This is a genomic window from Vicinamibacteria bacterium, assembly GCA_035620555.1.
GTDB lineage: Bacteria > Acidobacteriota > Vicinamibacteria > Marinacidobacterales > SMYC01 > DASPGQ01.
In genome coordinates, this window is the sequence record DASPGQ010000453.1 from 1 (window position 1) to 13,705 (window position 13,705).

The following is a 13,705-nucleotide window of genomic DNA, read 5'->3' on the forward strand; positions in this document are numbered from 1 at the left end:
CGCCTCGGAGAAACGATAGACACCGCGGAACCGGTGGGAGGCGGCCACCGGGGAAATGAAGCTCTCTTCGTTCTTCCATCGGACCGAGCGCTTGAGATTGATTCCCCAGATCTGGTCACGACCCTCCTTGTAGCGCAGCGATTTGAAAGGGATCGCGACCTCCAGCACCCAGCCGCGATCGAATTTGCTCGCTCTGACGTGCCACACCGTGTTCCAGTCATTGTTGTTCTGGTTGCCTTCGTCACCCACTTCTTGATCGCGTAAAGCCCCGAGCGGGTTCGTCTGAAAGAAGAACCCGTTGCGCCGGTCGTAGAAGGTATCGAGGACAATCGTGAAATTCTCGTTCTGGAAGATGTTCCGATGATCCCGCCGCATCTCGTTGGCGATCATCCGTTCGGGATGGCTGTCCCAGCATCGCGCCGAGATATAGACGTTTTCGTCATCGAAGAAGATCCAGGCGTCCGTGTCCTCGGTCGCGGGGGCACCCTCGTTGGGCTCCTGCTGGACGAAGCCGTTCACCGGCGGGACCTGGCGGTAGAGGAGCTCGTCCAGCTTCCCGTCGAGCACGATGGGCTCGGCGATGCGGGTGGCCCGAATGGTGACGCGGCCACGGTCGTCGCGTGACAGAACGGCGGGAGGTTCTGGTGGTGGCGGTCCATGGATGACCACCGGCGGTGTCGTCGAGTTTTTGCCACCCTCGTCCTGCGCCAGCGCTCCGGGCACGAGGCACAAGACCGACACGACGAGCCGAGGGATCGCACGCGGCGCGACAGGCACGTCCAGGGAAGTTATCTTAATTACACCCAACTCGCCACCCTCGCGCCACCTGCTCTCAAACGCTAGAATCTCGCTCCGGTGCAGAGCTCGAAGCAACCTGACCGCATTGAATTTCTCGTGGAGCCGGCGGACGTCGCCGGCCTCGAACGCTACGCTCGAGAGGAAGGGTTTCTCGGCGATCGAGAAGCCCTCGTCTCGATCACCCGGGCAGGCGAGGGCAACATGAACTTGACCCTTCGACTCGCCACCACCGAGCGCACCTTCATCCTGAAGCAGGCGAGACCATGGGTCGAGAAATATCCCCAGATTGCGGCTCCCCCGGATCGTGCTCTGGTCGAGATCGCGTTCTACGAGACGGTCTCGACACGTCCGCGCCTGCGCGACGCGATGCCCAAGCTCCTGGGTGCCGATCGGAAAGCGCGTGTCGTCGTGCTCGAGGATCTGGGCGAAGCCCAGGACTTTACCGATCTCTATGGCGGGGCGACGTTGGCAGAAAGGGAGCTGGGAGAGCTCTTGAGCTATGCCGCGACGCTGCACGAGCCATTCGAGGCGCTCGAGAGCGAGCGGAAACAAGTCTTCGCCAACCGCGAAATGCGCGCGCTCAACCACCACCACATCTTTGAACTGCCGCTGGTCGAGGACAACGGCCTCGACCTCGATGCCATCACGCCTGGCCTTGGCGATGTCGCGCTCTCCCTCAAACGCGACTCCGATTACCTGGGCCACGTCGAGGAGCTCGGCAAACTCTATCTCGCCGACGGGGAGCACTTGGTGCATGGAGATTACTTTCCCGGAAGCTGGCTTCGGACCCCGTCAGGCATTCGTGTCATCGATCCTGAGTTCTGCTTTCTCGGCGAACGAAGCTTCGACTTGGGTGTCTTTTTGGCGCACCTCTGTCTCGCGCGCCAACCACAATCGCTTCGCGATGCAGTCTTGCACGCTTACGGGGATCGGCGTTTCACTTCTCTAGTCCGGGGATTTGCCGGCGTCGAGATCATGCGGCGGCTCCTCGGCGTCGCACAGCTGCCTTTGACCTACGGTATTCGAGAAAAAACGGAGCTCCTTCAGACCTCCCGAGAGCTCGTTTTGACAGGAGGACCCACTTGATCTCAGCGATTACGCTCGCGCTCGCACTGGCCCAGCAACCCGCCGACGATCCCATGACCTCGTCGACCTTTGACGGGTTGCGCTTCCGCTCCATCGGCCCCGCCCTCACATCGGGCCGGATCGTGGACATCGCGGTCCATCCGACGGATCGCAAGACTTACTACGTTGCGGCAGCCTCCGGAGGTGTGTGGAAGACGACGAATTCGGGCACGACCTGGACGCCGATCTTCGACGACCAGCCCTCCTATTCGATCGGTTGCATCACGATCGATCCCAACGATCCCCTGGTCGTCTGGGTCGGAACCGGCGAGAACAACAGCCAGCGGAGCGTCTCCTACGGCGATGGCGTCTACAAATCGCTCGATGGCGGCAAGAGCTGGAAGAACATGGGACTCCAAACGTCCGAGCACATCGCGAAGATCGTCGTCGACCCGCGCGATTCGAAGACGGTCTACGTGGCTTCACAGGGTCCTCTCTGGCGATCCGGGGGCGAGCGCGGCCTCTATAAGACGACCGACGGCGGCGAAACCTGGAGTCCGGTCCTCGAGATCAGCGCGGACACCGGCGTCACCGATGTCGAGATGGATCCCCGCAACCCCGACGTGCTCGTCGCCGCGTCCTATCAGCGGCGCCGTCATGTCTGGACGCTCATCGACGGCGGACCCGAATCCGCCATCTACAAGTCCACGGATGCCGGCGCGAGCTGGGCGAAGGTCACGAAAGGTCTGCCCACGGGCGATGTGGGCCGCATCGGCCTCGCTCAGTCACCCGCCGAGCCAGACGTGATTTACGCCATCATCGAAGCCACCGAGGACAAGGGTGGAGTCTATCGGTCGCTCGACGGTGGGTGGAATTGGGAGAAGCGGGGCGACCACGTGAGTGGAAGCCCGCAGTACTATCAAGAGCTCGTTGCCGATCCCCTCAGAGCGGAGCGGGTCTATTCCATGGATACGTGGATGATGGTAAGCGAGGACGGCGGCAAGACGTTCGCGCGAGTGGGCGAGAACTTCAAGCACGTCGACAACCACGCGCTCTACATCGATCCCGACGACACGGATTATCTCCTTGCGGGCTGCGATGGGGGTGTCTACGAGAGCTTCGATCGAGGCGCGACCTGGCATTTCAAGGCCAATCTTCCCATCACCCAGTTCTATCGCGTCGAGGTCGACAACGACGCGCCTTTCTACAACGTTTACGGCGGAACGCAGGACAACTTCAGTCTTGGCGGTCCCTCGCGCACCACGACGGCACACGGCATCACCAACGCCGACTGGTTCGTAACCCGAGGGGGTGACGGCTTCGAAACGGTCATCGACCCCGAGAATCCGGACATCCTCTACGCGCAATCCCAGCACGGCGGGCTCGTGCGTTTCGATCGAAAGAGCGGTGAGGAGATCTTCATCCAACCCCAACCCGGCGCCGGTGAGAGCGAGCTCAAATGGAACTGGGATTCTCCTATCATCATCAGTCCCCATTCGCCGACCAGGCTCTACTTCGCCGCCAATCGTTTGTTTCGAAGCGATGACCGCGGCGATTCCTGGCGGCCGGTGAGTCCCGATCTGAGCGCCGGCATCGATCGGAACGCTCTCGAAGTGATGGGCAAGGTCTGGAGCGTCGATGCCGTTGCCAAGAACAACTCGACCTCGATGTACGGAAGCATCGTCTCGCTCTCCGAATCCCCTCTCCTCGAGGGCCTCATCTACGTTGGCACGGACGACGGGCTCATCCAGGTGACGGCTAACGGCGGTGCCGACTGGTTCCGTACCGAGCTTCCGCGAGAAGTTCCGGAACGAACCTATGTCAGTCGGGTCGCGGCCTCGCTTCACGACACCGATACTCTCTACGCCGCGTTCGACAATCACAAGATGGGCGATTTCAAGCCGTACGTGTTCAAGAGCACCGACCGCGGCTCGAATTTCGTATCCATCAGCGGCAATCTTCCCGAGAATGGTCCCGTCTACACCGTGGTCGAGGATCATCAGAACCCGAACCTTCTTTTTGCCGGAACGGAGTTCGGCGTTTATGTCACCGTCGATGGGGGCGCGCACTGGACCGAGCTCAGCGGAGGTCTGCCGACGATCTCCGTGCGTGACATCGCGATCCAGCGTCGTGAGAACGACCTCGTCCTCGGCACTTTCGGCCGCGGCTTCTACATACTGGATGATTACTCGCCCCTCCGGCGCGTCAGTGCCGATTCGCTCCGAAGCGAGGCACTCGTCTTCCCCGTCAAGCGCGCCTGGATGTACATGGAGTCCACGCCGCTCGGCTTGCGCGGCAAGTCGTTCCAGGGCGATTCGTTCTATACCGCGGACAACCCTCCCTTCGGAGCCGTCTTTACTTATTACCTCAGGGACGAGCTGCAGACGCGCAAGAAGAGGCGCCAGGAGGAAGAAAAACGTATCGAGGGCGAGGGCGGGACGATCCGCTACCCGAACTGGGACGCGCTTCGGGCCGAGGACCGCGAAACCGAGCCAGCGATCTTCCTGACGGTGCGCGACGACGAAGGCAACGTCGTGCGACGGCTCGAAGGACCCATGTCGAAGGGCTTTCACCGCATCGCCTGGGACCTTCGGTTTCCCGACTCGCGTCCCACGAGGCTGAAGGAGATCCCTCCCGACAACCCGTTCGCCTCCCCGCCGCAAGGGCCGATGGTGGTGCCGGGCACGTACGAGGTTTCGCTGTCGAAGCGCGTCGAAGGGGTCGTCACACCACTCGGAGAGCCGCAGCGCTTCGAGACGGTAGCGCTCGGCACTGCGACTCTACCTGCCGAGGACAAGGCTGCCCTTCTGGCCTTTCAACAGGAGACCGCTGCCCTTCAGCGTGCCGTGCTCGGCGCCGCGCGTGCCGTCGAGAGCACGCGCGAGCGGCTGGATTACATCGAAAAAGCCATCCTCCAGGCGCCCGAAGCCGACCCCTCGTTGCTCGACGAGGCACGCGCTCTCGAGGACCGGCTCTACGCGATCGCTGTGGCTCTATCGGGTGACTACACGATCGGTTCGCGCTCCGAACCTGCGCCGCTCGCGATCGTCGAGAGGGTCCAGGACATCGTATCGGCACAGTGGCAATCGACTTCGGCGCCAACCGAGACCAGCCGAGCCAACTACCGTATCGCCGCCGACGCCTTCGAGCCCGTGCTCGAGGATCTGCGGACGCTCATCGACACCGACGTCAGAGCGCTCGAGCAGAAGCTCGACGCCGCCGGCGCACCCTGGACTCCGGGACGCCTGCCGAGCTGGAGAAGACGCTGACAGCGACTTAGGGTGGGAGAGCGATTCTTACGGACGGACCTTGTTTCGACAATAGTCTGTACAAGAATGGAGCAGCTAGATTCATGGGCACGACTCGTATATCTGCGCATGTTTCCGAAGAAACGAAAGAGCGCCTCGACCGGTTCGTCCGCCGCACGGGTCAAACGCGGGCACGGGTCATCGAAGATGCGTTGTTGCAGCACCTCGAAGCTTTAGAGGAGCTTCCCGCAGATGTCGTCGTGCCCGCTCGCTCGGTACTGACCGCCGGAAGCGCGCGGAGAGTGCGTGACGCGATGACGCGTCCGCGAAAGCCGACCAAGGAGATGAAGCGCCTGTTCGATGACCGCTGAGATCCGAGCCTTACGCAAAGCGGACCAACGAAGCCTCTTTCACTCGGCTGACTTTTCTCGGAGCGATGACTTCTTTGAGACCATCATAGACCCCTCCACGTCGATTGTGATGGTCGTGAACATGATAGAATACAGGCGAACGCAGGAGAATTCACGTGGCCAAGACGGTAACCTTGAGACTCGATGACGAAGTCTACGAGGAGCTGCGCGAGGCGGCCGAGGCCGAGAACCGGCCTTTGTCCAACCTCATCGAGACCGCTGCGCTCGCGAGGATCCGAGAGCAGCAGTTCGTCGACGATGCCGAGATGGCCGAGATTCGGGGCAACGAACGACTCCTCGAAAGACTGAAGGTCGGATCGAAGCAGGCGCGCCGTCGGAAGGGCCGATTTGTCGAGTGACTACCGGATTTTCGAGACCGATCAGTTCGCCAACGACCTACGGACGATTGCGAGATCTGGCCAGCGCCAAGTGGTAGCAAAGCTCAAGCAAGTCGTCTATCCACGGCTCAGGCAGCACCCCCATTTCGGTCCCAACATTCGAAAGCTCAAAGGCTACTCTCCGGACACATGGAGATATCGTATCGGGGCCTGGCGTTTCTTCTATGAGATCGACGATGAGGAAAGAATCGTCTTTATGATTGCCGCCGAGCATCGGGGCTCCGCTTACTAGCACTTGCTCGAGACGGTCAGTCGTTCGGTTGACGGGGCCGAACCCGATGCGTAGACTCGCCTGATCAGTTTCTAGTCCCACCCTGTGCTCGACCGCTCAGCGTCACGGCCGGTCGGGAGGGAATATGCCTCTTCGTCGCCTGGCCCACACGCCCTTGACAAAGAACCACGCCTAGAGTCATTTTTTGCGGCAATCCGGAATCCGGCTTGCCGGTTTCTGTAAACTCCTGTATGGTGGGGTTATGGAACTGGTCAAGCTGGGAAAGAAAGGGCAGCTCTCCATTCCCAAGAACGTTCTGAAACGACTGGGAATAGAAGGTGAAGCGCTCCTGATTCTAGAGACCACACCGGACGGGGCGATTCGGCTCCGTCAGGCTGGTGTATATCCGTTGGAAATCTATGACGAAAAACGGCTGAAGGAATTCCAGGAGGCCGATCGCATGTCCCGAAAGGAGGCAGCAAAGCTGAAGGCTCTCATCCGTAAATGATAGGCCTCTTCCTTGACGCCAACGTCGTCTTCAGCGCCGCGTACTCCACCGCCGGTCGAGCCGGAGCGATTTTCCTGTTGGCGCAACGAGGTCGGTGCCAGCTGCTGACCTCTCCTCACGCTCTCGAGGAGGCGCGACGAAACATTCAGCTCAAGTATCCCGAACGGTTGCGGGATTTGGAATCAATCATCCCAGAACTTCGCGTAACGGCTGAGGCGACGCCGGAAAGGGTTGCCTGGGCGCTCGCGCAATCATTACCGCCTGAGGATGCTCCGATTCTAGCCGCGGCTGTCCAGGCGAAAGCAGATAGGCTGGTCACCGGGGACCGGACACACTTCGGCAGATTCTACGGTAAGCGTCTTGGAGGCGTAAAAGTCGTGTCGCCCGCACAGGCACTTGCCGAGCTCATGCGGTAGTAATGACTCGGATGGCCGGCATTCGGTGTTGATAGTATTACATCCTACTTCGGTACTCGTTACATCCCCGGGGGATCGAAACGGCCGTCAGCAGCCGTCCATCCTCCGTCGACGAAGAGAACTGATCCCGTTACGTAGCTGGCCGCATCCGAGAGAAGGAAAACCGTCGGCCCGGCGAGCTCGTCTGCCCTCGCCCACCGCTTGAGAACGTTCTTATCAGCGTAGGCACGGTACCAGCGCTCGTTCGCCTTGATGGGCGCGGTCAGCGGCGTCTCGACCACGCCGGGAGCGACGGCGTTGACGCGGACCCCCTTGGGCCCCAGCTCCGCTGCGAGCGTCCGTACCAGCTGCACGATTCCCGCCTTGGTCATCGCGTAGACCGATTGTCCCGGCTCCACGACCTGCGAGCGGATCGAGGACAAGGCCACGATGCTTCCGTTGCCTTGCGCTCCCAGAATCTCTCCCGCGACTTGAAGAACGTGAAAGGTCCCTTTGAGATTCAAGCTCACGACCTTGTCGAACTCGTCTTCGGTATAGGAGAGAAGCGGCTTGCGAAAGTTGATCCCCGGCGTGGTCACGACCCCGTCGAGTCGCCCATGCGTCTCACGCGCCGCGCCGAGCCGGCTCGCGACATCAGCTTTCTCTCGCACGTCGACCGCCGCCGCGTCCGCTCGAGCTCCCTCGGAGGCGACGGCATCGGCAACCCGTCGCGCCGCCTTCTCGTCGACGTCGAGACAGATCGTCGTAGCGCCTTGCCGCGCGCAGCCGAGCGCGATCGCTTCACCGATTCCCGATCCGGCGCCGATTACGGCTACCACTCGCCCGTCGAGGCGGAATACGGATTCGCGGCTCACTCTTTGACTCCCTTCGCCTCGAGGTCGCGCACCGACGGAAAGCCGGCGACCCCCTCTGCTTCGCGCACCGCGCGCAGCACGGCCTGGGCGGTCGCGTCCGCGGCGAGCGCGCCGACGGAGAGCAGATTGACGTCGCCCTCCAAAGTACCAGTGGCGAGGACGAATATCGTGTCGCCGTCGACGGGCGTGTGCACGGGATAGATCGTGCGGGCGAGACCGTCTTGTGCCATCTGGGCAACTTTGGTCGCTTGAGCTTGACTCAGCCGGGCGTTCGTCGCGACGACGCCGATGGTCGTGTTCTCGCCGCGGCGGTCCCGCGTCGGCAGGCCCGCACGGAGCATCTCGCGGGCGTCGGCGAAGCCTCCATCCGGCTTGCGCACGCCCGCCACGATTCGGCCGCTGTCCGGGTCGATGACGTCCCCCACGGAGTTGACAGCGATGAGGGCGGCGACCACGAGCCCGTCGCCGAGACTGAAGGACCAAGTGCCGATACCCCCCTTCATCGCCATTCCCGGTCCACCGAGCTTTCCCACCGTCGCGCCGGCCCCCGCACCAACGCTTCCTTCCGCAATCGGTCCCGTGCCCGCGGCCGCAGCCGCCTTGTACCCGCAGTCCGCCCCCGGCCGCACGCCGGCTTTCGCGCTCAACCCGAGGTCGAAAAGAATTGCGGCCGGCACGATCGGCACCTTGGCGACCCCCACGTCGAAGCCGATACCTTTCTCCTCCAGATAACGCATGACTCCGGTGGCGGCGTCGAGTCCGAAAGCGCTTCCGCCCGAGAGGACGATGGCGTGAGCTTCCTGGACCATGTTCTCCGGGCTCAGGAGATCGGTCTCGCGCGTTCCTGGAGCGCCACCGCGCACGTCGACGGCGGCCAACGCTCCCGTTCCCGCGAGAACCACCGTGCAGCCCGTCGGGGCCTCCGATAAAGTGTGATGCCCGACGCGGATTCCTTCGACGGCGGTCAATCCCCCCTGTCCAAACGAACGCGCCCCGAACCCGATGGTCAAAGGCACGATCAAGAACGCAGCCAATCTGCTCATCAGTTCTCTCCGTTCATTCCATCGGCGGCGTCGTGTTGACCCAGATGAGGACCGCCTCCGCCGTCTTCGATGGGTTGAGCCAGCGATGTCCGTAAGAGCTCTGAAACGAGAGAGTGTCTCCCGGCTCGAGCACGTAGCGATCCATCTCGTCCAACCATATCTCGAGCCGTCCCTCGAGGACATAGAGAAACTCCTCCCCGTCGTGAAAGTAGGTGCCTTCGCTCCCCGCGCCGGGTGCGACGCGGAAGAGCATGGACTTGAGGGCAGTCGTGCTCGTCGCCAGGAACTCGACCCGCACTCCAGGCTGCGGACGGTAGACGCGGCGCTCGTTCGGATGCACGACGCGTTTCGTCGCCTTCTGGTGATCGAACAGCTGGTGGACGTTCACGCCGAGTACTCCGGCGAGCCGGTGGATCGTAGCCACCGAAGGGTTCGCCCGAGAACGCTCGATGGCACTGAGAAAACCCGTAGAGATCTCGGCTCGGGAAGCGACCTCGTGAAGCTTCAAACGGCGTCGGTGGCGTAGCTGCCTGAGCTTGTTGCCGAGCCGAGGCTCCACCGCCGGGGGCGCGGCACCCGAGTCTTCTCCGAGAATATGGCGGATCGCCGCGATATTGAGATGCTTGGCCGTCCGCAAGTACTGGATGCGCTTGAGCCGCTCGAGAGACTTCACACCGTACAGGCGGTAACGTCCGTCCGTGCGCGCGGGACGCACGAGCCCCGCGTTCTCCCAGAGACGAAGGGTGGAGGGGCTCAGACCGAGGAGCCGCGCGGTCTGGCCAATGGTCAGGTAACGCGGCGGCTTGTCCCCGGTAACACGACGCGGTGGCTTCGCTCGTTTCACTCGCCTCTCGGGAACTCGTGACTTGCGCAAGCGCTGCGCATGCTATCAAATTTATGCAAAGTTTGACAACCTTACATGTGTGTGATAGCAACCTCCTCCCAAGGAGGCGGGTCATGTTTCGTCGAGCGATTTCCCTCACTCTCTCGATTGGTGTTTCGTTGCTTGTTTTCGCGACACCGCGTCTGCTCGAAGCACAGATCACGGGCTCCATCTTCGGAGTCGTCCGTGACGCGAGCGGAGCCGTCTTGCCCGGCGCGACCGTCATCGCCACGAGCCCCGCTCTTCAACGTGAGAGCCTCGCCACGGTCACCAACGACGTCGGAGCCTATCGACTCTCGCTGCTGCCGGCGGGACTCTACTCGGTCCGATTCGAGCTTCCCGGGTTCAATCCATCGGTTCACAGCGCGATCGAAGTCGCCGTTAATCAGGAGGTCGCGCTCGACGTGACGCTCGAAGTGGCCGCGGTATCGGAAACCGTGGAGGTTTCCGCGAGGACCCCGCAGGTCGAGACGACCCGGGCCGACGTGTCCTCCCGGGTATCGACCGATGCCATCGACGCCCTTCCCCTCAACGGGAGGAATTTCGAGGACCTGATCACGCTCGTTCCCGGCGCCAAATCGCTCCCCGAAGGCAGTCAGGGACAGGAAGTCTCGATCTTCGGAGAACGCGGCTCGGCGGTCTCCTACGTAGTGGACGGAGCCGACAATAACGATCCGCTCGTCGGAGGCGCGTTCCAGCGATACACCCAGGATTCGATTCAGGAGTTCGAGGTCATCACTACGGGTTACGAGGCGGAGTTCGGCCGCGCCCAGGGCGGCGTCGTCAATATCATTACCCGCTCGGGGACCAACCAGTTGTCAGGAAGCGCTTTCGGATTCTTCCGCGACGACGCCCTGGACTCCTCGAACGTACCCGATCAGGAAGTCCCCAAGCTCGAGCGCCAGCAATGGGGCGGAACGCTCGGGGGCCCGATTTCCGCGGACCGAGCTTTCTTCTTCGGCTCGTTCGAGGTTCTCGACGAGACTCGGGGGGTCAATATCGATCGCTCCCAGATCGCGGACTTCGTCCAGCAGGGCCTCGCGACTCCGTCGGGCGTTGAGGACTTCGGGCTCGGGCCCAAGACCGACGGGTTCACCGGTCTGTTCAAGCTCGACTGGAACCTCAACCCGTCCAATCGCCTCACGTTCTCGTTGAACCGCACCAAGGACGACGTATCCGGCGAGATCAGCTCCCCCATCGCCGGCACCATCGCGCTGCCGAGCGCGGAGAGGACCGAGCTGCGGGAGTCGACCGGCTTCACCGCGCGCGAGAGCTGGACCATCAACGACGTCTCGTTTCTCGAAACGAACTTCCGCTTCATCGACGGTCGGGGTGGAAACAACCTCGAGCGGAACGAGCGCCTCGAGCCCGTGCTCGTGCTTCTCCGGAGCGGCTTTCTCCAGACGGGGTCCCCCTTCGGAGGTAAGTTCGAGCGCAATCTCGGTCGTCTCCAGGTCAGCCAGGCGTTGAGCCTGTTCAAGGACCAGTGGAACGGAGACCATCAGTTCAAGCTCGGCTGGGACTGGACCCGGGCAGACCTCACGGGCTTCAACGAGGTCACGAACGACGTCGAGTACTCCGCGGCTTTTCTCGCTCCGAACGCGGCCGACATCCAGGGGGCGCTCTTCGAACAGTTCGGATTCGAGCAGTCCGCGGCCCGGTTCTTCACCCTTTCCGCCAATCCCGATGGAAGCCTCGATCTCGACATGAAAGACAACGGAATCGGGATCTTCTTCCAGGACGAGTGGCGGCCGCGCTCCGATCTCACCCTCAACCTGGGATTGCGGTACGACTGGTCCAGCCTCTTCGGAGACGACAAGAACAATCTCGCTCCCCGTGCCGGGTTCGCCTGGGACATCGGTGCAGAGCACCTCACCGTCGTCAAGGCGAATTTTGGCATCTTCTTCGATCGGAACCTCCTCAATGCCGCGGCCACCGTTCCCGAGCTCGGCGGGATCTTCACCCGTTCCGCTTTCGACGTGGCGCTTCCCCGTCTGGGCGTGGACTACACCGACTCTCTGATCGATCTCGTAATCACCTCCGGCTTTCCCACCGGTGGCGGAGGGAGAACGCCGGCGGAGAATCCCAACTACCGGACGTTCGCCGACGATCTCCGTGCGAACCCGCTCGCCCTCTACGAGCTACTGGGAATCGCCGTCTCCGATCCTTCGCTACCTCCGGTCGTGACGGCGGACAACATTCAGCAGCTCTCGGGCCTCAGCCCCGAGGAAGCGGTCGCGCTGCTCGAATCCACTTATCCCGGGACGGACTGGGAGTTCTTCGACGTTCCCGGCGGATCGATCGTGGGCGACGGAGTGCTGTCCTTCTTCCCCCGAGGTCCGCTCGCTCTGAGCCGCGACGTATCGCGCTACTCCGAGGCGAAAACGCCCTGGACCCGCGCCTTCAACGTCGGGGTCGACCGGCAGGTCACGCCCGATCTGAGCCTTTCGGTGACGTACGTCCATCGTCGAAGCCGTGACCTCCTCACCCGCCGCATAACCAACCTCTACGACGTAGCTCCCGGCGATCCCAACTTCGGCCGGACCACCGACGGAGGACCGCGAATCAGCCAGGTGACCTACGACGGTCGCATCGACTACGATGGCGTCGTGATCGAAGTCCGCAAGCGCTTCAGCGATCGCTACATGTTCGGAATCTCCTACACCGGCTCGAGAGCTCGGGACAATCTGCTCACCGGCGCCGCAGGCTCGGGCTTCAGCGACAACAACGACCCTGAGAACGACTACGGACCCTCGAACCTCTCCGCGCCTCACATCTTCGTCACCAACGGCTCGGTCAATCTGCCCGGCGACATCAACGTGAGCGGCATCCTGAACTGGCAGAGCGGAGCGGCGTTCAATCCGCGCGGGATCACGGATCAGGACGGCGACGGGCTCGTCGATCAACGCGACGTGAGCGTTCCGCGCAACGACTTCCGGACCGACCCTCTGTTCAACGTCGATCTCCGCGTGGAGAAGGTCTTTCGCATAGCGAACGACCACTCTTTCGGCATCCTGGTGGAAGCCTTCAACCTCACGAACCAGGCCAACGTACTGAACGTCAACTCGGTCTCGGGTCCCGACTTTGGAACTCCGGTTGCGTATTATCCCGGACGCGAGATCCAGATCGGCGTTCGTTACCTATTCGGTCGTTGAGCTTTGGACCGGGTCGAAGCGGTTCGGCGAGAGATCGAGAAAGCTCGAGACGAGCTCGTCGATTTTACTTCCGAGCTCGTTCGCGTCCCGAGCGTCAATCCGCCGGGGAACCTCTATCGTGAGGCGGCGGAAACGCTCGGGCGCCGTCTCGCCAGTTGCGGGTTCGAGGTGGACTACGTCGTCGCCGATGGCCGCCCCGAGCACAGCACGGCCCATCCCAGAGTCAATGTTTTTGGCGCTCTCCGCGGAGAAAAGACGCGCCCGGTCGTCCATCTGAACGGTCACCTCGACGTGGTGCCCGCGGGAGATGGATGGACTCTCGATCCCTTCGCCGGGATCGTACGCGCGGGCCGCATCTACGGGCGGGGCACGGCAGACATGAAGGCGGGAATCGCCGCCGCCGTTTATGCCGTCGAGTGCATTCGCCGGGCGGGAATCCGCCTTCGCGGAAGCGTCGAGCTCAGCGGCACCGTCGACGAGGAGAGCGGGGGCTACGCGGGCGTCGCCTGGCTCTGCGAGACCGGGCGCCTCACCAAGAAACGCACCGACTACGTCATCATTCCTGAGCCCCTCGGAGTTGACCGAATCTGCGTCGGCCATCGGGGGGTCTACTGGTTCGAGGTCACCGCCCATGGCCGCGTCGCCCACGGCAGCATGCCGTTTCTCGGCGTGAGCGCCATCGCGCAAATGAGTCTTTTTCTCGAGGCCATTCGACG

13 protein-coding genes are annotated in these 13,705 nt (G+C 62.5%); 9 read left to right on the forward strand and 4 right to left on the reverse strand.

Annotated elements, in window-relative coordinates; all coding sequences use genetic code 11:
- Positions 1 to 777: carbohydrate binding family 9 domain-containing protein (locus VEK15_18395; GenBank protein ID HXV62676.1), on the reverse strand; the 777-nt coding region annotated here is incomplete at its 3' end.
- A 78-nt stretch (positions 778 to 855) separates the two neighbouring features.
- On the opposite strand from VEK15_18395, the gene VEK15_18400 reads away from it, so the two are divergent.
- The 7 genes from VEK15_18400 to VEK15_18430 all read left to right on the forward strand — a co-directional run bounded on the left by VEK15_18400 (position 856) and on the right by VEK15_18430 (position 7,054).
- Positions 856 to 1,884 (forward strand): phosphotransferase, encoded by a 1,029-nt coding sequence (locus VEK15_18400; GenBank protein ID HXV62677.1) that lies wholly within the window; start codon positions 856 to 858, stop codon positions 1,882 to 1,884.
- Entirely contained in the window at positions 1,881 to 5,132 is a 3,252-nt protein-coding gene (locus VEK15_18405; GenBank protein ID HXV62678.1) for a glycosyl hydrolase, read from the forward strand. The genes VEK15_18400 and VEK15_18405 overlap by 4 nt, the downstream gene beginning before the upstream one ends.
- Before the next feature lie 83 nt (positions 5,133 to 5,215).
- Positions 5,216 to 5,482: a ribbon-helix-helix domain-containing protein gene (locus tag VEK15_18410; protein HXV62679.1), complete on the forward strand. Its 267-nt coding sequence runs from the start codon at positions 5,216 to 5,218 to the stop codon at positions 5,480 to 5,482.
- A gap of 155 nt (positions 5,483 to 5,637) precedes the next feature.
- Positions 5,638 to 5,880: a ribbon-helix-helix protein, CopG family gene (locus VEK15_18415; protein ID HXV62680.1), complete on the forward strand. Its 243-nt coding sequence runs from the start codon at positions 5,638 to 5,640 to the stop codon at positions 5,878 to 5,880.
- The gene (locus VEK15_18420) at positions 5,870 to 6,151 is read left to right on the forward strand and encodes a type II toxin-antitoxin system RelE/ParE family toxin (GenBank protein ID HXV62681.1); all 282 of its coding nucleotides are present in this window, start codon (positions 5,870 to 5,872) and stop codon (positions 6,149 to 6,151) included. The genes VEK15_18415 and VEK15_18420 overlap by 11 nt, the downstream gene beginning before the upstream one ends.
- Positions 6,152 to 6,392: 241 nt before the next feature.
- Positions 6,393 to 6,638: an AbrB/MazE/SpoVT family DNA-binding domain-containing protein gene (locus tag VEK15_18425; GenBank protein ID HXV62682.1), complete on the forward strand. Its 246-nt coding sequence runs from the start codon at positions 6,393 to 6,395 to the stop codon at positions 6,636 to 6,638.
- Complete coding sequence (locus VEK15_18430; protein ID HXV62683.1) at positions 6,635 to 7,054, forward strand: PIN domain-containing protein; 420 nt, start codon at positions 6,635 to 6,637, stop codon at positions 7,052 to 7,054. The genes VEK15_18425 and VEK15_18430 overlap by 4 nt, the downstream gene beginning before the upstream one ends.
- A gap of 59 nt (positions 7,055 to 7,113) precedes the next feature.
- Here VEK15_18430 and VEK15_18435 read toward each other — a convergent pair whose 3' ends face one another.
- The 3 genes from VEK15_18435 to VEK15_18445 are packed head-to-tail and all read right to left on the reverse strand — an operon-like array spanning position 7,114 to position 9,795.
- Positions 7,114 to 7,908, reverse strand: a complete 795-nt coding sequence (locus VEK15_18435) for an SDR family oxidoreductase (GenBank protein ID HXV62684.1) — start codon at positions 7,906 to 7,908, stop codon at positions 7,114 to 7,116.
- The gene (locus VEK15_18440; GenBank protein HXV62685.1) at positions 7,905 to 8,951 is read right to left on the reverse strand and encodes a P1 family peptidase; all 1,047 of its coding nucleotides are present in this window, start codon (positions 8,949 to 8,951) and stop codon (positions 7,905 to 7,907) included. Before VEK15_18440 ends, VEK15_18435 begins: the two co-directional genes overlap by 4 nt.
- A 13-nt stretch (positions 8,952 to 8,964) precedes the next feature.
- Positions 8,965 to 9,795 carry a MerR family transcriptional regulator gene (locus VEK15_18445; protein ID HXV62686.1) on the reverse strand — a complete coding sequence of 277 codons (831 nt, stop codon included), beginning with the start codon at positions 9,793 to 9,795 and terminating at the stop codon, positions 8,965 to 8,967.
- Positions 9,796 to 9,908: 113 nt separating this feature from the next.
- Between VEK15_18445 and VEK15_18450 the strand changes: the two genes are divergently transcribed.
- Both VEK15_18450 and VEK15_18455 read left to right on the forward strand, forming a co-directional pair.
- On the forward strand, positions 9,909 to 12,989 hold the full coding sequence (locus VEK15_18450; protein HXV62687.1) for a TonB-dependent receptor: 3,081 nt from the start codon (positions 9,909 to 9,911) through the stop codon (positions 12,987 to 12,989).
- Positions 12,990 to 12,992: 3 nt separating this feature from the next.
- Positions 12,993 to 13,705 (forward strand): M20/M25/M40 family metallo-hydrolase (locus tag VEK15_18455; GenBank protein ID HXV62688.1); only part of this gene is annotated, 713 nt, incomplete at its 3' end.

Bases quoted from the DNA above. Each gene is read 5' to 3' on its own strand.
- VEK15_18410 (HXV62679.1), top strand. From the start codon at position 5,216: ATGGGCACGACTCGTATATCTGCGCATGTTTCCGAAGAAACGAAAGAG.
- VEK15_18425 (HXV62682.1), top strand. From the start codon at position 6,393: ATGGAACTGGTCAAGCTGGGAAAGAAAGGGCAGCTCTCCATTCCCAAG.
- VEK15_18430 (HXV62683.1), top strand. From the start codon at position 6,635: ATGATAGGCCTCTTCCTTGACGCCAACGTCGTCTTCAGCGCCGCGTAC.
- VEK15_18440 (HXV62685.1), bottom strand. From the start codon at position 8,951: ATGAGCAGATTGGCTGCGTTCTTGATCGTGCCTTTGACCATCGGGTTC.
- VEK15_18450 (HXV62687.1), top strand. From the start codon at position 9,909: ATGTTTCGTCGAGCGATTTCCCTCACTCTCTCGATTGGTGTTTCGTTG.